Origin of the sequence: Methylibium sp. Pch-M, assembly GCF_004136295.1 — a bacterium.
GTDB lineage: Bacteria > Pseudomonadota > Gammaproteobacteria > Burkholderiales > Burkholderiaceae_C > Methylibium > Methylibium petroleiphilum.
On the sequence record NZ_CP029606.1, the window covers coordinates 357,651 to 379,246 of the forward strand.

General features: G+C 71.0%; 25 protein-coding genes. 5 read left to right on the forward strand and 20 right to left on the reverse strand.

Features of this window, described 5'->3' with window-relative positions; all coding sequences use genetic code 11:
- Positions 1-38: 38 nt before the first annotated feature.
- The 8 genes from C1M51_RS01665 to C1M51_RS01695 all read right to left on the reverse strand — a co-directional run bounded on the left by C1M51_RS01665 (position 39) and on the right by C1M51_RS01695 (position 7,183).
- Positions 39-2,447: an MMPL family transporter gene (locus C1M51_RS01665; protein WP_129447944.1), complete on the reverse strand. Its 2,409-nt coding sequence runs from the start codon at positions 2,445-2,447 to the stop codon at positions 39-41.
- Complete coding sequence (locus tag C1M51_RS01670) at positions 2,447-3,085, reverse strand: outer membrane lipoprotein carrier protein LolA (protein ID WP_242499935.1); 639 nt, start codon at positions 3,083-3,085, stop codon at positions 2,447-2,449. The genes C1M51_RS01665 and C1M51_RS01670 overlap by 1 nt, the downstream gene beginning before the upstream one ends.
- Positions 3,069-4,034 (reverse strand): acyl-CoA synthetase, encoded by a 966-nt coding sequence (locus C1M51_RS01675; RefSeq protein WP_129447946.1) that lies wholly within the window; start codon positions 4,032-4,034, stop codon positions 3,069-3,071. The genes C1M51_RS01670 and C1M51_RS01675 overlap by 17 nt, the downstream gene beginning before the upstream one ends.
- On the reverse strand, positions 4,031-4,351 hold the full coding sequence (locus C1M51_RS19200; protein ID WP_242499936.1) for a 3-hydroxyacyl-ACP dehydratase: 321 nt from the start codon (positions 4,349-4,351) through the stop codon (positions 4,031-4,033). The genes C1M51_RS01675 and C1M51_RS19200 overlap by 4 nt, the downstream gene beginning before the upstream one ends.
- The gene (locus C1M51_RS01680) at positions 4,348-5,598 is read right to left on the reverse strand and encodes an AMP-binding protein (RefSeq protein WP_242499937.1); all 1,251 of its coding nucleotides are present in this window, start codon (positions 5,596-5,598) and stop codon (positions 4,348-4,350) included. The genes C1M51_RS19200 and C1M51_RS01680 overlap by 4 nt, the downstream gene beginning before the upstream one ends.
- 146 nt (positions 5,599-5,744) lie before the next feature.
- Complete coding sequence (locus C1M51_RS01685) at positions 5,745-6,395, reverse strand: hypothetical protein (RefSeq protein WP_242499938.1); 651 nt, start codon at positions 6,393-6,395, stop codon at positions 5,745-5,747.
- 16 nt (positions 6,396-6,411) lie between these two features.
- On the reverse strand, positions 6,412-6,717 hold the full coding sequence (locus C1M51_RS01690) for a phosphopantetheine-binding protein (protein ID WP_011828915.1): 306 nt from the start codon (positions 6,715-6,717) through the stop codon (positions 6,412-6,414).
- 85 nt (positions 6,718-6,802) lie between these two features.
- Complete coding sequence (locus C1M51_RS01695; protein ID WP_129447947.1) at positions 6,803-7,183, reverse strand: hypothetical protein; 381 nt, start codon at positions 7,181-7,183, stop codon at positions 6,803-6,805.
- Positions 7,184-7,376: 193 nt separating this feature from the next.
- Here C1M51_RS01695 and C1M51_RS01700 point away from each other — a divergent pair, with 193 nt between their 5' ends.
- On the forward strand, positions 7,377-9,206 hold the full coding sequence (locus C1M51_RS01700; protein WP_129447948.1) for a glutamine--tRNA ligase/YqeY domain fusion protein: 1,830 nt from the start codon (positions 7,377-7,379) through the stop codon (positions 9,204-9,206).
- Positions 9,207-9,211: 5 nt separating this feature from the next.
- Here C1M51_RS01700 and C1M51_RS01705 read toward each other — a convergent pair whose 3' ends face one another.
- The gene (locus C1M51_RS01705) at positions 9,212-10,429 is read right to left on the reverse strand and encodes an MFS transporter (protein WP_129447949.1); all 1,218 of its coding nucleotides are present in this window, start codon (positions 10,427-10,429) and stop codon (positions 9,212-9,214) included.
- A gap of 136 nt (positions 10,430-10,565) precedes the next feature.
- Positions 10,566-11,342, reverse strand: a complete 777-nt coding sequence (locus tag C1M51_RS01710; protein ID WP_242499939.1) for an SDR family NAD(P)-dependent oxidoreductase — start codon at positions 11,340-11,342, stop codon at positions 10,566-10,568.
- A gap of 150 nt (positions 11,343-11,492) precedes the next feature.
- On the opposite strand from C1M51_RS01710, the gene C1M51_RS01715 reads away from it, so the two are divergent.
- On the forward strand, positions 11,493-12,422 hold the full coding sequence (locus C1M51_RS01715; protein ID WP_129447950.1) for a LysR family transcriptional regulator: 930 nt from the start codon (positions 11,493-11,495) through the stop codon (positions 12,420-12,422).
- A gap of 96 nt (positions 12,423-12,518) precedes the next feature.
- Positions 12,519-12,827: a hypothetical protein gene (locus C1M51_RS01720; protein WP_129447951.1), complete on the forward strand. Its 309-nt coding sequence runs from the start codon at positions 12,519-12,521 to the stop codon at positions 12,825-12,827.
- An 11-nt stretch (positions 12,828-12,838) separates the two neighbouring features.
- On the opposite strand, the gene C1M51_RS01725 is transcribed toward C1M51_RS01720, so the two are convergent.
- The gene (locus tag C1M51_RS01725; protein WP_242499940.1) at positions 12,839-13,621 is read right to left on the reverse strand and encodes an aldo/keto reductase; all 783 of its coding nucleotides are present in this window, start codon (positions 13,619-13,621) and stop codon (positions 12,839-12,841) included.
- Positions 13,622-13,838: 217 nt separating this feature from the next.
- Complete coding sequence (locus C1M51_RS01730; RefSeq protein ID WP_129447953.1) at positions 13,839-14,177, reverse strand: hypothetical protein; 339 nt, start codon at positions 14,175-14,177, stop codon at positions 13,839-13,841.
- Positions 14,178-14,331: 154 nt separating this feature from the next.
- On the opposite strand from C1M51_RS01730, the gene C1M51_RS01735 reads away from it, so the two are divergent.
- On the forward strand, positions 14,332-14,625 hold the full coding sequence (locus C1M51_RS01735; protein WP_129447954.1) for a YkvA family protein: 294 nt from the start codon (positions 14,332-14,334) through the stop codon (positions 14,623-14,625).
- Positions 14,626-14,635: 10 nt separating this feature from the next.
- On the opposite strand, the gene C1M51_RS01740 is transcribed toward C1M51_RS01735, so the two are convergent.
- The 7 genes from C1M51_RS01740 to C1M51_RS01770 form a co-directional block, all read right to left on the reverse strand.
- Complete coding sequence (locus C1M51_RS01740; RefSeq protein ID WP_129447955.1) at positions 14,636-16,114, reverse strand: M48 family metalloprotease; 1,479 nt, start codon at positions 16,112-16,114, stop codon at positions 14,636-14,638.
- Between the two features lie 117 nt (positions 16,115-16,231).
- Positions 16,232-16,531 (reverse strand): hypothetical protein, encoded by a 300-nt coding sequence (locus C1M51_RS01745; protein WP_129447956.1) that lies wholly within the window; start codon positions 16,529-16,531, stop codon positions 16,232-16,234.
- A gap of 32 nt (positions 16,532-16,563) precedes the next feature.
- Positions 16,564-16,770: a dodecin gene (locus C1M51_RS01750; protein WP_011828904.1), complete on the reverse strand. Its 207-nt coding sequence runs from the start codon at positions 16,768-16,770 to the stop codon at positions 16,564-16,566.
- A gap of 20 nt (positions 16,771-16,790) precedes the next feature.
- The gene (locus C1M51_RS01755; RefSeq protein WP_129447957.1) at positions 16,791-17,492 is read right to left on the reverse strand and encodes a DUF6781 family protein; all 702 of its coding nucleotides are present in this window, start codon (positions 17,490-17,492) and stop codon (positions 16,791-16,793) included.
- Between the two features lie 118 nt (positions 17,493-17,610).
- Positions 17,611-18,225, reverse strand: a complete 615-nt coding sequence (locus C1M51_RS01760; RefSeq protein ID WP_129447958.1) for a LysE family transporter — start codon at positions 18,223-18,225, stop codon at positions 17,611-17,613.
- A gap of 54 nt (positions 18,226-18,279) precedes the next feature.
- Positions 18,280-19,374: an amine dehydrogenase large subunit gene (locus tag C1M51_RS01765; RefSeq protein WP_129447959.1), complete on the reverse strand. Its 1,095-nt coding sequence runs from the start codon at positions 19,372-19,374 to the stop codon at positions 18,280-18,282.
- A 215-nt stretch (positions 19,375-19,589) separates the two neighbouring features.
- Positions 19,590-19,811 (reverse strand): hypothetical protein, encoded by a 222-nt coding sequence (locus C1M51_RS01770; RefSeq protein ID WP_129447960.1) that lies wholly within the window; start codon positions 19,809-19,811, stop codon positions 19,590-19,592.
- Between the two features lie 396 nt (positions 19,812-20,207).
- Between C1M51_RS01770 and C1M51_RS01775 the strand changes: the two genes are divergently transcribed.
- On the forward strand, positions 20,208-20,603 hold the full coding sequence (locus C1M51_RS01775) for an FKBP-type peptidyl-prolyl cis-trans isomerase (protein ID WP_129452062.1): 396 nt from the start codon (positions 20,208-20,210) through the stop codon (positions 20,601-20,603).
- A 13-nt stretch (positions 20,604-20,616) separates the two neighbouring features.
- Here the strand turns inward: C1M51_RS01775 and C1M51_RS01780 are convergent, their stop codons facing one another.
- Complete coding sequence (locus C1M51_RS01780) at positions 20,617-21,582, reverse strand: nitronate monooxygenase family protein (RefSeq protein WP_129447961.1); 966 nt, start codon at positions 21,580-21,582, stop codon at positions 20,617-20,619.
- Between the last annotated feature and the right edge of the window lie 14 nt (positions 21,583-21,596).

Sequence of the window (21,596 nt, forward strand, 5' to 3'; positions counted from 1 at the left end):
CACAGCAGGCTGACCGGAATGCCGCGCCGGACCCGCGCTCAGGCAGCACGCTCCAGGCGCAGCGGCCGTGAGCAGGCGGCCGCCAGCAACAGGGCCAGCAGGGCCCCCGGGGCCACCACCCGGCCGATCGCCGACAGCGCCGGAATGTCCGACAGCGCGATCAGTCCGAACGACGCCACCGTGGTCAGGTTGGCCAGCAGCAGCGAGGCCAGCGTGTCATCGCTGACCAGCGCCGGCACGCCCGCGGCATCGTGCGCCGGGGTGTTCTGGATCTGGTCGAAGAACAACGCGTAGTTCGAGCCCACCGCCACGACCAGCAGCAGGCCGACCAGGTGCAGGATGCCCAGCGCCACGTCGAGCAGCGCCAGGCCGGCCAGCGTGAGCAGCACCGCCAGCGCGAGCGGCAGGCACACCGCGAACAGCCGCGGCAGCGAGCGCAGCGAGAAGGCCAGCAGCAGCAGCACCGCGAGCGCACCCAGCAGCGCCTGCAGGAAGGCCTCGTGCAGGTAGCTGCCGTAGAGGCTGTTCAGCTCGAGCCCGATGTCGATCACCTCGAGGCCGCCCAGCCCCTGCAAGGTGGCACGCAGGCGCTCGGCGCCCAGTTCGGTCGGGCCCGGCTGCAGCGCGATCAGGGCCGACCAGCCGCCGTCGCGGCGCGGCAGCATCAGCGCGTCGACCGCCGACGCCAGAGGGTTGCCGTCCAGCGCCGCGCGCTCGACGGGCGCCATGCTGCGGGCCTGCTGTACCTCGGCGATGAAGGGCTCCAGCCGCGCCGGTTTCAGCGGCCCGCCGGCGGTGGCCTGCAGCAGCCGTTCGCGCAACTCGGCCGCCTCGGGCAAGGCGGCCTGGCGTGCGCGCTGGGTCGCCACGCTCGGCAGCAGCCGGGCCGGCGATTCGTAGCCGGCCAGCAGGCCCTGCGCCACCAGCGCATCGAGCCGCTGGCCGGCCGCCTCGGCGGCCCGCAAGGCGGCCTGCGGATCAGCGCCGGTGGCGACCACCAGCGTGCGCGCCGTGTCGGCACCGAGATCGGCCCGCAGTTGCTCTGCCAGCGCCAGCGCTGCCGGCGGCACCGGGCTGAGCGAGGAGAGGCTGCCACGCCACAGCGGCTCGCTGCGCGTCGCCAGCAACAGCAGCGCCACGGCGCCGAGCAGGAAGAAGGCCGCGCGCAGCCGCGGCAACCGCCGCAGCACGGCGCCGGCCCAGCGACCCATCGACTGGCGCAGCCCCCGCCCGGCCGCGCCGTCGGGCACCAGCACCGGCAGCACGAAGCGGGTCGCCAGTGCGGCACCGGTGAGCCCGGCCATCGAGAACACCCCCAACTGCGCCAGGCCCGGAAAGCCCGAGAACGCCAGTGCCGCGAAGCCGCACACCGACGTGAGCAGGCCCAGCCGCACCGTGGGCCAGTTGTCCTTCAACCAGCGCTGCCAGCCGCCGCCGGGTGCCGCGGCCCCGCGCGCCTGGATCAGGTAGTAGATCGCGTAGTCGACCGCCTCGCCGATCAGCGTGCTGCCGAAGGCCAGCGTGAAGCCGTGCACCGTGCCGAAGCCCACGCTCACCGCCGCGATGCCGGCGACGATGCCGGTCGCCACCGGCAGCAAGGCCACCGCCAGCGCCGGCAGCGAGGCGAACGCCAGCAGCAGCAGGCCGCCCATCACCAGGCTGCCGACGAGGGCCAGTTGGATGGCCTCGTGCTCGATCTGCGCACGGCTGTGCACCGCGAACACCGGCGCGCCGCTGAGCTGCAGCGTCAGCCCCTGCGCGGCCAGCGGCGCGAAGGCCCGCTCCACCTGCGCCACCGTGTCGGCCTGGCCGTCGAGATCGGCACCGGCGGCGTGCGTGGTGAGCAGCAGCAAGGCGCGCGGCGCGGTGCGGGCGACCCACACGCCCTCCTCGCTGCGCGGCGCGCTGGCCGGGATCAGCGATTCGGCGATGCGCTGCATCTCGCCGGTCGGGTCGCGCTCGAGCAGCGGCTTGACCGCGTTGCCGGCCGGCGTGCCCAGAAGCGACAGCGTCTCGTCGATCGCGTCGCGCAGCCCCGCGACGCTGAACCGCTCCGGCGTCACGGCCGGACTGAGCTGGTAGCGGTGTTCGACCAGCCAGGTGCCGGCGGCGGCCCATTCGCCGGAGCCCGGGCTGCGATCGCCGTTCTGTACCTGGTCGAAGCGGCCGCTGTCACGCAGGGCCGCGGCCAGCGTGCGCGAGGCCTGGGCCCGCTGCGCGGCATCGCCGCCGTCGATGCCGACCAGCAGCGTGCGGGCCGCCACGCCGTTCTGCAATTGCTCGATCAGCACGCGCTGCCTCGCATCGGGGCGCGCCGGAAGGAAGGCCGACAGGTCGGTGCTGAAGCCGGTGCGGGCAATCAGCGCGCCCCCCGCCAGCATGCCGGCGAGCCACAGCGTCAGCACGATCCAGGCGCGCCGATGCGGCCATGGCGTGGCGGGACGCATCAGGGCCGCACCGGCGCCGAGGCCGACGCGCCGGCGGGCAGCGGTTCGATGCTCATCACCGAGCGGTCCCCGCCCACCAGCAGCATCTCGATGCTGTACAGCGCGCCCTGCTGGCCGGCGATGCGCACGCTGCGCACCTGGCCCGCCAGCCGGCTGTCGGCCGGCACGAGGTCGAGCGTCCACTTCTCCGCACTGCCAGCGAGCGTGGTGCGGAAATAGCGCGTCAGCGTCTGCGCGTTGCCGGTCAGCGTGCCACGCACCGCCTCGACCAGTGCCACCAGTTCGGGCGTCGCGTCGAGCGCGAAGCTGCGGCTGCGGCCACTGCGCTGGACGGTGAGCGTGTTGCCCTCCACCACCATCGATTCGGGGCGCGGCTTCAGTGTCTGCCGCGAGAAGCGGTCGGGTGCCGCGAAGCTGAGCGTGCCGCTGGCTTCCAGCGGCTGGTCCAGGCCCTGCACATGGCGCAGCTCGGTGAAGCGGGCCTCGCCACTGCGTTGGCGGGCCAGCAGCGCCATCAGCTCCGGCAACTCGAAGACCGGCTCCGCGGCCGACGCCACGCCGGGAGCGCCCAGCGCCAGCCAGGCCCCCACCTGCACGAGGCGATGCAGGCAGCAGCGTCGTTCAACGACGGGGTGCATCGTCGCGCCAGAAGTCATGGAAATTGAACCAGTTGTAGGGGTGCTCACGGCACAGTGCCTCGAGCCGATCGGCATAGGCCTGCAGCGCCGCGCGGATCTGCCGCTCGCGCTCGGCCGGGTCGCCGGCGCGCTCGCTGAAATCGGCCAGCGGCGCGAAGCGGACCTCGTAGCGGTTGCCGCCCAGATAGAGCCCGGTCATGAAGACGACGCGCCGTCGCAGCAGCGCGGCGAGCCGGAACGGACCGTCGTTGAACTCCGCAGGCTGCCCGAGAAACGACAGGCTGACGCTGCTCGAGCGGGTCGAGCTGCCCTCGGGCAGCGAGCGATCGGCCAGCATGCCGGCCAACCCCCCGGCGTCGAGCCAGTCGCGGATCGCCAGCATCGAGTCCATGCGGCCGAGTGCGATGATGTCGGCCCGGAAGTCGGGCGCCACCGCCGCCAGCGCGCTGTTGATGAGGCGGGCATTGTCGGGGTACATGACCATCGCGATGCGCAGCGCCGGCCGCGTACGACCCACCACGTGCAGCGCCTCGAAGCTGCCCAGGTGCGCGCCCACCAGGAAAGCCCCTCGGCCGTCGGCCAGCGTGGCGTCGATCAGCGATTCGCCGTGCACCTGCACGTCGAACAGGTCCATGCGCCCGCTGAGGAAGTAGACGCGATCGAGGATCGTCGACGCGAAGGCGTGCACCTGCCGATAGGCATCGGCCAGTCGGGCCGGACGCCCCAGTGCACGGCCCAGGTAGCGGCGCGAGTGGCGCCGCGGGCCAGCCGCGAACAGCAGGAAGTACAGCGTGATGGGGTGCAGCACCCAGCGCGCGACGCGTCGCCCGCAGTGCAGCGCGATCCAGCTCATCACGCGCAGCGCAGTCGCGTTGCTGCGTTCGGGTTCGCGGGTCCAGTCGGCCGGAACGGCATCGCCGTGGCGGCTGGTGTGCGAGCCCGCGCTCATGCCGCGGTCTCCGGCAGCAGCAGGCCGCTGGCCGCCAGCACCTCGCCGCGCCGCAGCTCGAAGCGCAGGCCGCGCGGTTCGTCGTACAGCAACACGACCAGCGTGTCGCCCGGGCCAACCGGCGCGAGGAACTTCGCCTGCGCCAGCGTCGGCCGCTCGCCCAGGCGCGCCGCCAGTGCCGGCGCGACCTGCAACGCCTCCATCACCTCGGCCAGCAGCAGCACGCCGGGCCACAGCGGCTGCCCCGGGAAATGCCCGGCGAACGCCGGATGGTCGGGCGCCACGCGGCGCGTGAGGCGCACGGCCGGATCGTTCACGGCGCGGCCTGCCGGTCGAGCCGTGCCCGCGCGAACTGCGCCAGCACACCGCTGGTGAGCTTGCCGGTCGCCTCGCGCGGCAGCGCATCGACGTGCAGCACGCGGCGCGGCACGAACACCGCCTCGAGCCGTGCACGCAGGGCCGCGATGATCCGCGCGCCGCTCAGCCCCGGCGCCACGACGAAGGCCACCGGCCGGACCACGCCGTCGGCCACGTCCTCGGGCAGCCAGAAGGCGCCGTCGACCACGCCCTCGATGCTGTTGAGGTGGTAGTTCAGGTGCGCCAGCGAACTGCGCTTGCCAGCCACGTGGATCAGGTCGTTGGCGCGCCCGAGCAGCCGGAAGCGCTGCGCGCCGTCGAGCTGCAGCACGTCGGCGAGCGGCGTCGGCTGCAGCACGTGGCCACCGTCGACGATGAAGCGCTCGGACTCGCCCTCGCCTTCGCTGTGCACGCGCAGCGCGCCGAAGGTCTGCCACGACTCGCCATGCACCGTGCGGCGCGTCGCCACCTGCCCGGCCTCGGTGCAACCGTAGATCTCGACCAGCGGGCCGCCGAAGGCGCGCTCGGCCTGCAGCGCGAGTTGCGGCGACAGCGGTGCGGTCGCGCACAGCAGCAGGTCGGTCGGCGGCAGCGCCACGCCGGACAGCAGCAGGGTCTTCAAGTGAAACGGCGTCGTGACCAGCGCGCGCGGGCGCGGCAGGCGCGCCAGCGCCTGCACGATGTCGGCCGGGTAGAAAGGCCGCCCGCTGTCGAAGGCCGCGCCGCCCAGCAGTGCCAGCAGCACGCTCGACTCGAAGCCGTAGCTGTGCTGCGCCGGCACCGTGGCCACGAGGTTCAGGCCGGCCAGCGACGGACGCTCCAGCACCTCGGCGAGGCGCTGCGACGCGGCACGGATGTTGGCGGCCAGTGCGCCCCAGGATTTGGCATGCGGCTGCGGCTCGCCGGTGGACCCCGAGGTCAGCAGGCAGGCGGCGTCCAGGTCGGCCGCGATACACGGCACCGTCGCCGACCCCGGCATCGCCGCGTCGGTCAACGCCTGCAGCAGCGGCACGCCGTCGACTTCCAGCGCTTCATCGTCGGTCAAGGCTTCGAGCGCTGGCCAGGACCGGCGCAGGCGCGCCAGCGTGTCGGGCAGCGCGTTCGGCGGCAGCAGGCTGGTGCGTCCGCGCAGCAGCGCTGCGCCCAGGCCGACCGCGAAGCGATAGCGGTCGCCGCACAGGTTGACCAGCGGGCCGGCGGCCGGCAAGCATGCGGACTGCGCCGCCACGTCGGCCAGGAACCGGCGCGCGCTGACGGCGACACCCGCGCGCTAGGCCAGTGGCGCGTCGAGGTCGGCGCGTTCGATCAGCGGCAGCAACGCGGGCCCGGCAGTGCTCAAGGCGACCACCTCGCTCATCGCCCCGCGGCGTCGCCGTTCACCGGCTTGTGACTGTAAGCGCGCACGGCCGCGGCCAGCGTGGCGCGTTCGAACTCGGGGTGCAGGCGGTAGCGCAGCAGGTGTTCACCGACGAACAATGCGGCGATCAGCACCGGCGTGACCAGGTTGGCCAGCAGCGACCAGACGCTCCACGGCGCCAGCGCATAGACACACAGCGAGGCCAGGGTCATCGCGAGGAAGTAGCCGGCCCACAGGCGCGTGACCTTGCCGGTGTAGCGCACCATCTCGGGCGACAGCGGCGATCCGCCATGCACGCGCTGCGCCACGCCGCCGATCAGCGACAGCCGCCCCGGCCGCAGCGAGGCCGCGAAGCTGACGAACAACGCGAAATGGATGCCGGCGTGCTGCAGCACGTACAACCGGTTCACGTCGCCGACACCGCCACGCTCGACGATGCCGTAGAGCCCGAGCAGCGCGAACGCCAGCCCGGCGAGCAGCGGCCCGTTGCGCTGCCGCAGCGCGAAGCCCAGCGCCGCCAGCAGCAGCGGACCGAACAGCGCCGCGATCGCCCACGGCCGATTGGCCGCGTGCACCATCAGCCAGTGGGACAGGACTGCGTAGGCCGCTGCCGCCAGCAGCCCGAGACTGAGGCGCCCGTTCGGCATGGGGACGCTCTGGCTCTCAGGTGCTGCGGTGCTTGGCGACATGCGTCGCAAGACTGCGCAGGGACTGGAAGATCAGTTGGTTGTTCTCGTCGTCGGATCGCAACTGGAAGCCGTAACGCCGCGAGACCTCGAGCGCGACTTCGAGGATGTCGATCGAATCGAGGCCGAGGCCTTCGCCGTACAGCGGCGCGTTCGGATCGATGTCGGCCGGTGCGACTTCCAGGTTCAGCGCTTCGACCAGCAGCACCGCCAGTTCATGTTCCGATGCGGACTGTTCCAGCGTTGCGCCGGCAGCGGACGGGGTGACTTGGACGGACGGCACGCGACTCCCTGATGGCACGATCTCGATGGGCCTGAATTCTAAGGGAGGCCGCTCGACCGACCGACCGGCCGGGCCGGTCGGTCGCTCAGTAGCGGTAGCGATCGGGCCGTCCGTCGCCGTTGCGATCGCGGTAGCCGTCGCGGTAGCCGTCTCGACGACCGTGGTCATGCCAGCGGCCCTCACGCCAGTAGCCGCGCGGTGCCGGCTGCACATAGACCGGTGCGGGCTGGTAGACGATGGGCGCCGGGCGGTAGTAGACCGGCGGCGGCGGGGCGTAGACCACCGGAGGCGGCGCGTAGACGACCGGCGGCGGCGCATAGACCACCGGCGGCGCCGGATAGAAGATGCCCGGCAGGTTGATGCCGATGTGCCAGTTCACGCCGCCGGCATGCGCCGCACCGGTGGCGGCCAGCCCGGCGAGGCCGAGTGCGGCGACGGCCAGGCTCTTGCGGATCGCTTGCTTCATACGGTCTCCTTGTCAGGACGCTTCCAAGGGGAAGGTTTTCATGTCCTTGCTGCTATGAACGGGTCAGCCCCTGGTCAGGTTCACAGCGATCCGTATCCAGATGCAAGAAAGCGGGTGAAGTTTTGTGAATGCGGCGCTCCGGCGCCGGCACGAGGGCGCTCCTTAGAATGACCGCTTCCCTTTCCCGCCCGCCATGAACCACGCTCCCAAGAAGCCCGGCCCGGGCGACGCCTCCGCCGAGACGCACCGCCCCGGCAATTTCCTGCGCGGCATCATCGAGCGCGACCTGGAAGCCGGCACCTACGCCGGTCGCCGCCACGCCGGATCGCCCGGCGATGCGGCCCACCACGCCGGCGCGCCGCTCGACGCCGCGAAGATCCGTACCCGATTCCCGCCCGAGCCCAATGGCTATCTGCACGTGGGCCACGCGAAAAGCATCTGCCTGAATTTCGGACTGGCCCGCGACTACGGCGGTGTATGCCACCTGCGTTTCGACGACACCAATCCCGAGAAGGAAGAGCAGGAGTACGTCGACGCCATCGTCGACGCCGTCAAGTGGCTCGGCTTCGACTGGCAGGGACACGATCCCGCCCACCTCGAGACGCCGGTGAACCACCTGTACTACGCCAGCGACTATTTCGACTTCATGTACCGCGCCGCCGAGGCCCTGGTCACCGCGGGCTTCGCCTACGTGGACGAGCAGAGCGCGGAGCAGATGCGGGCCACGCGCGGCGACTTCAACACGCCCGGCACCGACAGCCCGTTCCGCAACCGCACCCCGGCCGAGAACCTGGCGCGCTTTCGGGCCATGCGCGACGGCGAGCTCGCCGACGGCGCCGCGGTGCTGCGTGCCCGGATCGACATGGCCTCGCCCAACATCAACCTGCGCGACCCGGCCATCTACCGCATCAAGCGCGCGACGCACCACAACACCGGCGACACCTGGTGCATCTACCCGATGTACACCTACGCGCATCCGATCGAGGACGCGCTGGAGGGCATCACCCACAGCATCTGCACGCTGGAGTTCGAGGACCAGCGTCCGTTCTATGACTGGCTGCTCGACACGCTGTGCACGCTGGGCCTGCTGGCGCAGCCGCGCCCGCACCAGCACGAGTTCGCGCGGCTCAACCTGACCTACGTGGTCACCAGCAAGCGCAAGCTCAAGCAGCTGGTGGACGAGGGCCACGTCGACGGCTGGGACGACCCTCGCATGCCCACCCTCGTCGGCCTGCGCCGGCGCGGCTACACGCCCGAGAGCATTCAGCTGTTCTGCGAGCGCATCGGCGTCAGCAAGGACTACAGCTGGATCGACTACGCCACGCTCGATGCCGCACTGCGCGACGACCTGGAAGGCAAGGCGCCGCGCGCGATGGCTGTCCTCGATCCGTTGAAGCTCAAGCTCACGAACTGGGCCGAGGTGTTCGGCAGCGCCGACCACCTGGAGCCCTGCCAGGCGCCGGCCCACCCTCACCTGCCCGAACTGGGCACGCGCGAGTTCACGCTCGGCCCCGAGGTCTGGATCGAGCGCGACGACTTCGCCGAGCAGCCACCGAAGGGCTTCTTCCGCCTCTTCCCCGGCAACAAGGTGCGGCTGAAGTACGGCGTGGTGGTGGAGTGCTCCGGTTGCGAGAAGGACGCCGACGGCCGCATCATCGCGGTGCTGGCCACGGTGGTCCCGGACACCAAGAGCGGCACGCCCGGCGCTGACGCGGTGAAGGTCAAGGGCACGATCACCTGGGTGGGGGTGCACGAGGCGGTGCCGGCCGAGCTGCGGCTCTACGACCGCCTGTTCACCGAGGCGCAACCCGACGCCGGCGGGCGCGACTTCCTGACGGTGCTGAATCCGCAGAGCAAGCGGGTCGTGACCGGCTGCGTCGAGCCCTCGGTCGGCCGGGTGATGCCCGAGTCACGCCTGCAGTTCGAGCGGCACGGCTACTTCGTCGCCGACGCGAAGGCCCACCGGACGGCCCAACCGGTCTTCAACCGCATCACCGGCCTGAAGGACTCCTGGGGCAAATAGGCCACTCAGTCCGGCCGCGCGCTGCGGCGCGCGAGCAGTGCAACGAGCACGCCCCCGGCGCCCCACAGCGCGGCGGGCATCCAGGCCAGCGCCGCGGCCCGCGTGGCATCGGCCTGCACGCCGGCCAGCACCGCGCCGATGCGCAGCAGCGTGGCCAGCGCCAGCATCGCGAACATCGTGCCGAGCGCCAGCCCCTCGCGCCCGCTGCGGCCCCGCTCGGCGGCCGACGCGAACATGGCGAGCAGCATCCCGCCCCAGGCCGCACCGGCCGCGAGCTGGGCCGCGACCAACCAGGGCAGCGACACCGCCGCCGCGCTGGCCAGCGCAGCCGCGGCACCGCACAGCGCAGACGCGGCCATGGTCGGCAGGGCTCCGAACACACGGCACAGCGCAGCGCCGGGCAGCATCGCCACGCCGAAGCCCACCCAGAACAGCGGCAGCAGCCATTCCAGCGCCGACGGCGCAGCGAAACGCAGGTAGTGCGGCGCGGCATTGACGAACACCTGGGCCTGGTATGCCGCCGCCAGCAGCAGCACGCCGAGCATCCACGCCGCATGGCCGGCGCCACCGACGCGCGGGATTTGCGTGATCTCTGCCGGCAGCGGCGCCGATCGCCGCCGCGCCAGCGCGCGTTCGACCTGCACCAGGCCGACGGTCGTGGCGAGCAGCGTGAGACTGGACAGGGCGAACGGCAGCCGCGGATAGACCCCCTTCAGCAGCACGCCCAGGTAGGGCGCGACCGCACTGCCGGCCGCCAGGCCGAGCAGCGTCAGCGCGTTCAGCCACGGCAGCGCCGGGCGTGCGGCGTAGCGGCCGAGCAGCACCCACGGCGGCGCGCGCAGCGCCGACGAGCTGAGCGTCCAGACCAGCGTCAGCGCGAGCATCCCGCCTGACGCGGCACTGCCCGAACGAGCCGCCAGTGGCAGCAGCAGGAAGGCGAGGCAGGACAGCGCCGTCGCGCCGACGATCCACGGGCCGATGCGCCCGAGCGTGCGCTGCACGCGGTCGGCGAAGACGCCGGTGGCGATGTCGGCCGCCAGGAACACCAGCTGGTCGAGCAGCAGGATCCACGGCGCCCAGGCCCTGGGCAGGCCGGCGGACTCCAGCAGCTGCGGCAGGTAGACGGCGTAGACCGTCCAGGTGGTGACGAACAGGCACTGCACCACCGCGATGTAGAGCGCGGCACTGGCAGGCACCGAGGGACGTGGACTGTCGCTGTTCATCGTGAGCTCGTCGCGCCCGGGGCAGGCGCATGCGGGGCCGGAAGCATGCCGGCGCGCCGAGCTTACCCAAGCGGACCGCCTGCGGGCACTTCCGCAGGCCCGATGCGCCGCCGGCCCGGGCGTCCGGGCACGCGCCTCACAGGAACATGCCGCCCGAGGCCTCGATGCGCTGCGCGTTGATCCAGCCGTTGTCGTCCGACAGCAGCGCCGCGATCACCCGGCCGATGTCGTCGGGCCGCCCCGCGCGGCCCAGCGCGGTCTGCGAGGCGATGTAGGCATTGAGCTCCTTGCGGTCGCGCACCGCGCCACCGCCGAAGTCGGTTTCGATCGCGCCGGGCGCCACCACGTTGACGGCGATGCCGCGTGCCCCCAGCTCCTTGGCCTGGTAGCGCGTCAGCACCTCGATCGCGCCCTTCATCGCCGCATAGGCCGCGTAGCCGGGCAGTGCGAAACGCGTCAGGCCGGTGGAGATGTTGACGATGCGCCCGCCATCGGCCAGCAAGGGCAGCAGCGCCTGCGTCAGGAAGAACGGGCCCTTGAGCTGGATGTTCATCAGCTCGTCGAACTGCGCCTCGGTGGTCTCGGCGAAAGATGCGTGGATGCCGATGCCGGCGTTGTTGACCAGGTGGTCGAAGTGCCCCCTTTGCCAGCGGCCGGTGAGCTGCTCGCGCACCGCGGCGGCGAAGCCGGCGAAGGAAGCGCTGTCGGCCACGTCGAGCGGCAGCGCCACCGCGCGGGCGCCCCGGCGCTCGATCTCGGCCACCACGGCGTCGGCCTCGTCGCGGCGGCTGCGGTAGGTGAGGATCACGTCGACGCCGCGGGCGGCGAGCTGGAGCGCGGCATTGCGGCCGAGGCCGCGGCTGCCGCCGGTCACGAGGGCGATCTTGCCGGTGGGGATGGGGGTGCTGTGCACGAGGACTCCTGTGGTGAAAAGAGAGACGTTGCGGTCGGGGCCGAATGGCGCCTGATCCGATGCCTTCACTTTATTGAGTCAAATAAAAGAGATAAATATGCATTAATTGGCTAGACTGTCATTTAAATACGAACAGTCGAGAACCCCCTCATGAGCCTGCTCCAAGAAATGGGCACCTACGCCCGCGTGGCCGAACTGGCCAGCTTCACCCAGGCCGCACAGAGCCTGGGGCTGCCCAAGGCCAGCGTCTCCGCGGCGGTGCAGCGGCTCGAGGCGGTGCTCGGCACGCGCCTGCTGCACCGCACGACGCGGCGTGTGCAGATGACCCAGGACGGGTTGGCGTTCTACGAGCGCTGCAAGGACATGCTCGCCGACGTGGAGGAACTGCAGACGATGTTCCGACCGGCGCCGTCGGCGCTGCGTGGACGGCTGCGGATCGACATGCCGCTGGGCGCAGCGCGCAACATCGTCGTGCCGCGGCTGCCCGAGTTCATGGCGGCGCATCCGGCACTGGAGGTCGAACTGAGCAGCACCGACCGCCGTGTCGACGTGGTGCGCGAAGGCTTCGACTGCGTGCTGCGCGCTGGCAGCCTAGTCGACTCGAGTCTGGTCGCGCGCCCGCTGGGCCACTACAGGATGGTCAACTGCGTGAGCCCGGACTATGTCGCGATGCACGGCGTGCCGGCCACGCTGGACGACCTGCCGATGCACCGGTTGGTGCACTACGTGCCGACGCTGGGCGCGCGCTCGGCGGGTTTCGAGTACGTGGACGAGGCCGTGGGCCCGCAGGCCCGCTTTCTGCCGATGCCCGGGCCGCTGAGCGTGAACAACTCGGAGGCCTACCTGGCCGCCTGTCTGGCCGGGTTGGGCATGATCCAGGTGCCGGAGGCCGCGGTGCGACGGCTGTGCGCGGACGGCCGGCTCCTCGAGGTGCTGCCGGCCTGGCGTGCCGCGCCGCTGCCGGTCTCGCTGCTGTACGCGCACCGCCGCCACCTGCCGCAACGAGTGCAGGCCTTCATGGCCTGGGTGGCCGAGGTCCTGCAGCCTCACCTCGTCCCGCCCGGCGCGGCTCCGGCATGAAGTCATGGGCCGACGACATCGAGGGCAACCCTGACAGAACGACGCCGTCCGCAGGTGCATGATCGATGCGTCGACCCGCCCGCAAGGAGGCCCGCTATGAGCACCACCACCCTGCCCGACGACGGCAACTTCTCCAAGCTGATCGACCAGCAGCTCGAACTCGCCGCGGCCCGCCTGCCGGCGCTCGACCCGGCCGTCGTGCACCCCTCGCCCGAGGACCACGAGGAGATCGCGGCGGCCCACCCCACGCTCGAGGACGTGCTGCTCGGCAATGCCGAGGCCACGCCCGAGATGCTGGAGGAACTGGCCGCGCTGGAGGCGGCGCCCGAACTCAGTGAGGAGGAGCTGGCCCGCCAGGCACTGGCTGGCGGTGACCAGGGCAGCGACGCCTCGACGCCCGGCTAGCGTCGACAGGCCTAGCCGAACACGCGGTCGAACACGGTCGTCAGCGAGGCGTGCTGGCGCGCATCGGGCAGCGGCCCGCGCAGGGCCTCGAGGTTCTGCAGCATGTGCTCCGGATCGGTGGTGGCCGGGATCACGCAGCTCACCGTCGGGTGCGCCAGCTCCCACTTCAGCACCAGCGGCGCCCAGGCGCTGCAGCCCAGTTCGGCGGCGAACGTCGGCAGCGGCTCGTTGCGCAGCCGGCGCGGCACGCTGCCACCGTCGAACGGCCGGTTCAGCACCACGGCCATGCCGCGCGCGGCGGCCTGGCGCATCAGCGGCTCGGCGCGGCGATCGGCCGGGTTGTAGGTGATCTGCAGCACGTCGAGGTCGCGCTCGCTGTCGAGCAGCTCGCGCAGCATGTCGTGCTTGTTGCCGTGCGAGGTGGTCAGACCGAGGTGGCGCACCCGGCCCTCGGCCCGCCAGCGGCGCAGCGTGGGCAGGTGGGCCGACCAGTTCAGCAGGTTGTGCACCTGCATCAGGTCGCAGCGCTCGAGCTTCCACAGGTCGAGCGAGCGCTGCATCTGCGTGGGGCCGTAGCTGCCGATCGGCGTCCACACCTTGGTGGCACTGAACAGCGCCCTCGACTGCGGCAGCGTCGGCAGCAAGGTGCCCAGCACCGCCTCGGCATGGCCATACATCGGCGAGGAGTCGATCAGGCGCCCGCCACCGGCGAAGAAGCGCTCCAGCACCAACGCGCGCCGCGCCAGCGCCTCGGCGTCGCCCGGCGACACGTCGAAGCTGAGCCAGGTGCCCATGCCCACCACCGGTACCCGCTCGCCGCTGCGGGCGATAGGTCGGGTGAGCGCAGGAAGACCGGCTTGCGCCGCAGTCGCCATGACGGGCGACAGCCCCGTCGCCACAAAGGCTCCCGCAGCAGCCCGGGCCAGCAAGGCTCTGCGATCCATCGTGCTGTGCCTCCGGGCTGGACGGTTCGCGGCGCCGTGGCCGTCGGGGGCGAGAGCGGGCCGTCCGTCAGTCGCCGCGCGGCCGCGGGTCGGCGATCTCACGCACTTCCACGTCGACGACGTCGCCACGCGACGGCACGTCGGGGCGAGCCCCTGGCGAGCGCCGCGCCGCGGCGGCCGCGCGAAAGCGGTTCCAGTCGGCGCCGGGGTGGCGGCCGAAGCGCACGGCCCGGGGCCGCTTGCCTTGCAGCAGCGCCCACACCACCAGCACCGCGCCGAGGGTCAGCCCGAGCACCACCACGCCGAGCATGAACACCAGACCCGCGAGGGTCAGCGCCATCTTCAGCACCAGGGAGATGGCCCCACGCAGGCTGCGATTCAGGGCTTCGATCCAGTCGTTCGTCATGGTCATCAGTGTCTGATGCGCGAGAGGCCCCAGGGTTCCCCGCGGGGAAATCGGCCGACATTCTGGCGGCAGCCCCCTTGAGTTTCGGCGCCGCGGGCCGCAACTGCCAGTGTCGCCGCTCGCCGAGTGGCGCGGATGGCGCGGAGGTCCTGCCATGTGGAAACGTCTGTCGGTGCTGTGGCTCGCGGTGCGCGGTGACGCGCGCCAGCTCTGGTACGCGCTGCGCCACCCGGCCGCGCCGCTGTGGTTGAAGGCGGGTACGGCGATGGTGGTGCTCTACCTGTTCTCGCCGCTGGACCTGATCCCCGACGTCGTGCCCTTCTTCGGCGTGGTCGACGACCTGGTGCTGGTGCCGCTGGCCATCCGTTTCATGCTCAAGCGCCTGCCCGCCGGTGTGCGCGAGCATGCCGAGCGGCGCGCCGCGGGGGCGGTCGACGCGGCGGGCTGAAGCGCCCGGCTTACTCCACCACCTTCACCAGCTGCCCGGCCTTGGGCTCGTCGGTCGCGCCGTAGAGGCCGTTGATCAGGCGCAGCTGCTGCTCCGCGTTGCCGCTGAGCGGCGAGCGCCGGGCCAGCTCGGCGAAACCGCCCCGCGGATAGGCCACGGACTTCAGCACCCACGGCCGGGCTGCGCTGCGGTCCGCCGCGGTGAGGGCGCGGAACGAGCCTTCGGCCTCGCGCAACTGCGGACGGGCGTTCTGCAGCGCGCCGGCGTTCCTGGCCGCATACAGCAGCGCGTAGTTCTTGGCGCCCGGACCGGTCACCAGCGTGGCCTCGACATTCTGCGTCTGGCCCTGCTGGTTCAGGCGCGCACCGACGAAATGCGTGGCGCTCAGGCCGTTCAGCGACAGCGGCTCGGTGCGCCCCTGGGTCGGCTTGATGAGGTTGCGGATGATCTCCTCGTGGCTCTTGCCGGCCTTGTCGGGCACGGTCTGCATGATGAGCCCGGCGTCGCCGGTGGCATTGACCACCGTCACGGCGTCCTGAGCGTTCTGGATCTTCCAGCCCTGCGGCGCGGTGAGCGCGATGCCCAGCGGCTCGTGGTAGAAATTCTGCCCGCGCGTCACGCCCTGGTCCCGGCTGTCGCCGAAGGGCAGGCCGTTGACCGCCTGCAGGTAGCGCGCCCGGCCGTCGTCGACATAGCCCGCGCCCTGGCCCTTGTAGCCGGCGGCGATCCGCGTGATCTGCTCGAGCCGCTGCTCGTTGCTGGGGTGAGAGGCCAGCCAGTCGCCGCCCTGGCGCGGCGTGCGGCCCTCGGCCCGGGCCTGGTCGGCCGCGAACTGCTCCTGGCGCTTGAGCACGCGGATCACGTCGACCATGTTCTGCGGGTCGTAGCGGTTGCGTGACAGGTACTCGGCGCCCAGTTGGTCGGCCTGCAGTTCCTGGTCGCGGCTGTACGAGGCCACGTAGCCGGCGGCGACGCTCTGCGAGACCTGGCTCGCCACGTCGCCGACGCCCAGCACCGCGCCCAGCACGCTCGCCGCCAGCACGCCGATGCCGGCGGTCTGCTGGCGGGTGGCCCGCTGCGCGCCGTGGCGCGCCGTCACATGGCCGATCTCGTGGCCGATCACGCCCGCCAGATCGGCCTCGCTCTCCATGTAGGCCATGATCCCGCGCGTGACGTAGACATAGCCGCCCGGCAGCGCGAAGGCGTTGATCTCGGGGCTGTCGAGCACCGTGAAGGTCCACTGCAGGTGGGCGCGGTGCGACTGCTTCGCGAGACGCTGGCCCAGGTCGTCGACGTAGGCCTGGACCTTGGCGTCGCCATAGACGCCGTACTCTGCCAGCACCTGCTGATGGGCCTTCTTGCCCTCGGCGATCTCGGCCTCCTCGCTCATCACCGTGCGCTCTTCGCGCCCGGTGACCGGATTCACCACGGTGGCGCACGAAGCCAGCAGGCCGGCAGCCAGCAGCAGGGGCAGGAAGTACTGTCGCATCGTCGAGAAGTCTCCGTCGGTAGCCAGGGGGCAACGGCGGGGAGCGCCGGTCGCAGCGGACGCCATGTTGCCACCGGCCGTCCCGGCCGGCGACCGCGCCCTCCGCGCGCAGCGCCGTCAGTGCGGCTTGCGCGGGCCGCGGCCTTCGTGGAAGGCCTTGGGGCGGATCACATTGCCATCCTGGTCGGCATCGCGGCGGGCGGCGCGGCGGATGATCTCGTCGGCCGCGCGGGCCGCCGCCCGGCGTTGGCCCGGCCAGCGCCACAGCGCCACAGCGCGCTGACGACCGGCCCGCCAAGTGCGCCGCGCGGCGGCGTCGAATCGGTCGCGGCGACGCGCACCGGCCACCAGACGCAGCAGCAGCACGACGCACACGGCGAGCGCGATGCCCGCCAGGACCCCATCGATCAACGCCATTTCCATACTGCCCACCCCACCGGACCTGCGAGCTAATCGAGCGTGAAGCCCACCTTCAGCGACACCTGCCAGTGCGCCACCTTGCCCTTGACGACGTGACCGCGCGTCTCGGTGACCTCGAACCACTGGATGTTGCGCACGGTCTCGTGCGCCTTCGCGATGGCGTTCTGCACCGCGGGCTCGATGCCCTTCTTCGACGAGCCGGTCAGCTCGATGGTCTTGTAGACATGGTCGGTCATGGCGTCGCTCCCGGACCGGTTCAGCGCTTGCGCGAGGACGGCGCCGCGCGGCCCTCGCCAGCATCCTTGCCGCCGCGCTGCAGGCCTTCGGACATGCCGATCAGCACGCCGCTCACCAGGGCGGCATAGCTGTCCATCAGCGCCTTGCCCGCGCGCAGGCTCATGGCACGACCGTCGCGCATCGCGGTCTGCGTCTGAGAGAGCAACTGCTCGACCGTCAGCGCCGCCTGCGCGCCGCTGTCGGTGCCTTTCAGCTTCATGGACTCGAGGACCTGCGTCCACGGCCCCTGGACCGGCGCCCCGGCCGCCTGGGCCGCCTTGCTGACGCTGCTGAAGAAGGTGTCCTCCAGCTTTTCCAGGTCGTTCAGCGCCCCCTTGATGCCGCCCTTCTGGAGATCGGCGCCCTGGTCGAGGAACTGCTGCAGCGCGCGGCGGTTGGCCTCGACAGCCTGCAGCAGCGCCGCATCCATGCCATCGATCGCCGACCCCAGCAGCGCTTCCATCTCGGCCGGTTTGCCGCCATGCAGGGCCGCACCGGTGGAGGCGGCTTCGGTCACGGTCTTCAGCACGCCGCGGATGTTCTTCAGCGTCAGTTCGCGGCCCTGCAGAGCGCGCAGCGTGGTTTCGCTGACGGCCTGCCGCAGCGCCTCACCCTGCTTAGCGCTGGCCTGAGAGAACATCGTGATCAGCGCGTCCTGGTCGATCCCGGTCTTGGTGGCCATGCAGTCTCCTCGGTGGTTGGCGAGCCGTCGGAATACTGCATTGATACCGCCGTTGCACCGCAGACGCAATAGGCTTCTTCGGCAGGGCTGCGCCCGGCCTGGGCCGCCGGCCCGGCCGCTACCGGCTCAGCACCAGCTTCACGCCGAAACCGATCAGCAGCGCGCCCGCCAGCCGTTCCAGCGCCTTGGTGATGCGCGGGCTGGCGCGCAGCCGGTCGGCCAGCCGGTGCGTCAGCAGGACCACGATGGCACCGTAGAGAAAGGTCAGCGCGGCAATCGTCGCCGCCATCAGGCCGAAGGGCGGCAGGCCCTGGTGACGCGCCGGGTCGACGAACAGCGGGAAGAACGCCATGTAGAACACGATGGCCTTGGGGTTGAGCAGGGTGATCATGCAGGCTTGGCGGAAGTAGTGCCGCGGCAGGATCTGCAGCACCGGTGCATCCCCCGGCCGGCTGGTGATCAGCCGCCAGCCGATGTAGGCCAGGTAGGCGGCGCCCAGCCACTGCACGGCGCCGAACACCACCGGAGCCGCCTGCAGCAGGGTCGCGACACCGGCCACCGCCAGCCACATCAGCACCTGGTCGCCGGCGATGACGCCCAGCGTCGCAGCGAAGCCGCCGCGCAGCCCGCCCTTGCCGGTGGAGGTGATCAGCGCCAGATTTCCCGGGCCCGGGATCGCCAGGAAAACAATCACCGTGACGACGAACGCGCCGTAATCGGCCACTCCGAGCATGGTTCACCTCCGCGGGTCAGGTCGCGCGCGGCGACCCGAAACCGCGGACGCCGTTCACTCCGGCCAGTCGAGGCTGCCGACCGACTTGGGATACGTGACTATGCCCCAAGGCAGCTTCTTGTCGGCAATACGCTTGGTGGGCTCCAGCGTGGCGACATCGATCACCACCACCTCGTTCGAACGACCGCAGGCGATCAGGATCTGCTTGTCGTCCGGCGTGAAGGTGAAGTGCCAGCAGCGCTCGCCGGTCGGAATGGTCTTGAGGGTCTCGTAGGTCTTGGCGCTGTAGACCTGCAGCGTCTTGCTCTTCGCATTGGCCACGAACAGGCGCTCGCCGCTGCGGTCGAAGGCGAGCCCGTACGGCGTGTCGCCGGTCGGCACCGACTTGACGACCTTGTACTTGTCGTCCATCACCACGAGCGTGTTGCCGTGCTCGATGGTGGCCACATAGGACTTGCCGTCCGGCGCGCGCTTGATGCCGCGCGGCCGATCGCCATACGGCTTGACATCGACGGTCTTGACCTTCTTCCCGGTGGCGATGTTGTGGACTGTGATGTTGTCATCTTCCTCGTTGGTCACGAGGATGTGCTTGCCGTCGGCCGAGAACTCGATGCCCTCGGTCTCGAGACCGCCGCGGATGCGCCGCAGCACCTTGCCGGCCTTCAGATCCACCACGGCGACGTAGGCAGGGCTCTCATCGTCGTCATCCTTGGCCTTCTCCGCAGCCATCGCCTCCGGCGAACCCGGCTTCGGCGGCGGTTTGCCGTCGGAGGCCGGTTCGAAGGACACGAAGGCCATGTGGCCGCGGGTCCGCACGAACTCGGGGTTCTTGCCGATCACGACGGTGCTCAGCAGCTTGCCGGTCTCGCGGTCGATCACCGAGATGTTGCCATCGGCACGGTTCGCGGTGACCAGCAACTTGCCATCGGCGGTGACGCCGAGACCGCGCGGCTCCTTGCCCGGACTGCTGAACTCCTTGGTGACTTCCATCGTGGCGAGGTCGATCACCGACAGTTCGCCGTTCTGGTTGCTGACGTAAGCCAGGCCGGCTTCGCCGGCCGCCTGGGCCGGCGCTGCCTGGAGCCCGACAACCAGCGAGATCGCGAAGGCAGGCAGCAGCGTGACGCCACGCGGGCAATGGAATTTCATGCGGAAGGTCTCCTCGGTTGTCGTTCGAAACGCGGCTGGGGGCCGGCCACGCCTGCGTGGGATGCGTGACAAGCGGGAGAGTTTCCCTCAAGCTGCAAATTCGACATCCGGGAAAACTTCCCGATCTTCGTTCGGCGGCGCCGGCAATCACCATGCAGTCCGCACTTTGTGATAGGCCAATGCGCGGGCGGCCGGGGGCGGGCGCGATCGGCGGCTCAGTGCAAGGCGCAGCAGCAGACCGACGGCGTGAGGAACTCGCGGCCGACGACGGCCCTCGCATAAAGATAGTTGTGACGCGCGCGCTCGCTCAGCCGATCGAGGTCGACACAGCCGTGGGCGTCGCAGGGAAAGGACAGGCCACGTCCGGCGACGAACATGGAGTCGAAGCGCAGCTCGTAGCTGGCGTCGGCGGCGGCAGGTGACGAGGCGGTGCTCATGATGCGGACTCCCATCGGGGCTGCAATGGCAGCGACGATGAGTACAGCTTAGATGCAAGGCGGTGCCGGCGCCGTAGCTCACCACCCAAGCCGGGGGTCGGCCACAGACTGCTGCGTCTGTAGGAAACGCGCCGACGCGCGTGCCGGTTGCCACCCGGCGCACCTGCGGCCCTTCCCCTGCTGCACGCCTCGGCGCGGTCGCGGGGTGAACCAGCGTGGCGGCCGGCGACAGCCGGCCTCCGAGATCGATGTCACGGAAGCGCACGCGTTTGCACCGGCGCGGCGACGCGGGCATGATCCGCCGCCTCATCCCCTTGCCTGCCGGAGCCTCCCGTGACGAAACCGACCTCGAACCTCCCCGCGCTGCTGATCGGCGGCCTGCTGGCGCTCGGCAGCATGGCGACTCAGGCCCAGCCGGATGCGCTGGCCGGTGCCGCCAAGGAGGCCGGCGCGGTGGTCACGCCCAGCGGTCTGGTGTACCTCTCGCTGAAGGACGGCAGCGGCGGCAGCCCGCGACCGACCGACGTGGTGAAGGTGCATTACAGCGGCAAGCTCATCGACGGCCGCGAGTTCGACAGCTCCTACAAGCGCGGCGAGCCGATCGAGTTCCCGCTCAACCGCGTGATCCCCTGCTGGACCGAGGGCGTGCAGCGCATGAAGGTCGGCGGCCGCGCCAGGCTGACCTGCCCTTCAGACATCGCCTACGGCCCCAGAGGCGCGGGCGGCGGGCTGATCCCGCCGAATGCCACGTTGGTGTTCGAGGTCGAGCTGCTGGGACTGACCGCGCGCTGAGTGCACCGAGGGTTCAGGCTGCGACGCGCGACTGTGCGTCGTGGTACTCGCGTGCCAGTCGCTCGACCAGCAGACGCGCCGGCAGCACCTGCTTCACCGCGCCGATGCCCTGCCCGCAGCCCCAGATGTCCTTCCAGGCCTTCTTCGGTCCGCTGTCGTTCAGTGCCGCACCGAAGTTCATCGCACTCGGGTCGCTCTCGGGCAGCGCATCGGGGTCGAGACCGGCGCTGCGGATCGATCCCTTCAGGTAGTTGCCGTGCACGCCGGTGAAGAGGTTGCTGTAGACGATGTCGTCCGAGCTGCCTTCGACGATGGCCTGCTTGTAGCCGTCGACCGCGCGCGCCTCCTCGGTGGCGATGAAGGCCGAGCCGACGTAGGCGAAGTCGGCGCCCATCGCGCGCGCCGCGAGCACCGCGCCGCCGTGGGCGATGGCGCCACTGAGCGCCACCGGACCGTCGAACCACTGGCGGATCTCCTGCACCAGCGCGAACGGGCTCTTCACGCCCGCATGACCACCGGCACCGGCCGCCACCGCGATCAGGCCGTCGGCGCCCTTCTCGATGGCCTTGTGCGCGAAGGCGTTGTTGATCACGTCGTGCAGCACCACGCCGCCCCAGGCGTGCACCGCATCGTTGATGTCGGTGCGCGCACCGAGCGAGGTGATGACGATCGGCACCTTGTACTTCGCGCACACCGCCATGTCGTGGTCGAGGCGGTCATTGCTCCGGTGCACGATCTGGTTGATCGCGAACGGCGCCGCCGGTCGATCGGGGTGCGCCCGGTCGTGCGCGGCCAGCGCCTCGGTGATCTCGGCCAGCCAGTCGTCGAGCTGCGCGGCCGGGCGTGCATTGAGCGCCGGCATCGAGCCGACGACGCCGGCCTTGCACTGCTCGATCACGAGCCTGGGGTTGCTGATGATGAACAGCGGCGCGCCGATGATCGGCAGCGGCAGCTTCTGCAGGATCGGCGGCAGCGGCATCGAAGACCCGCCGC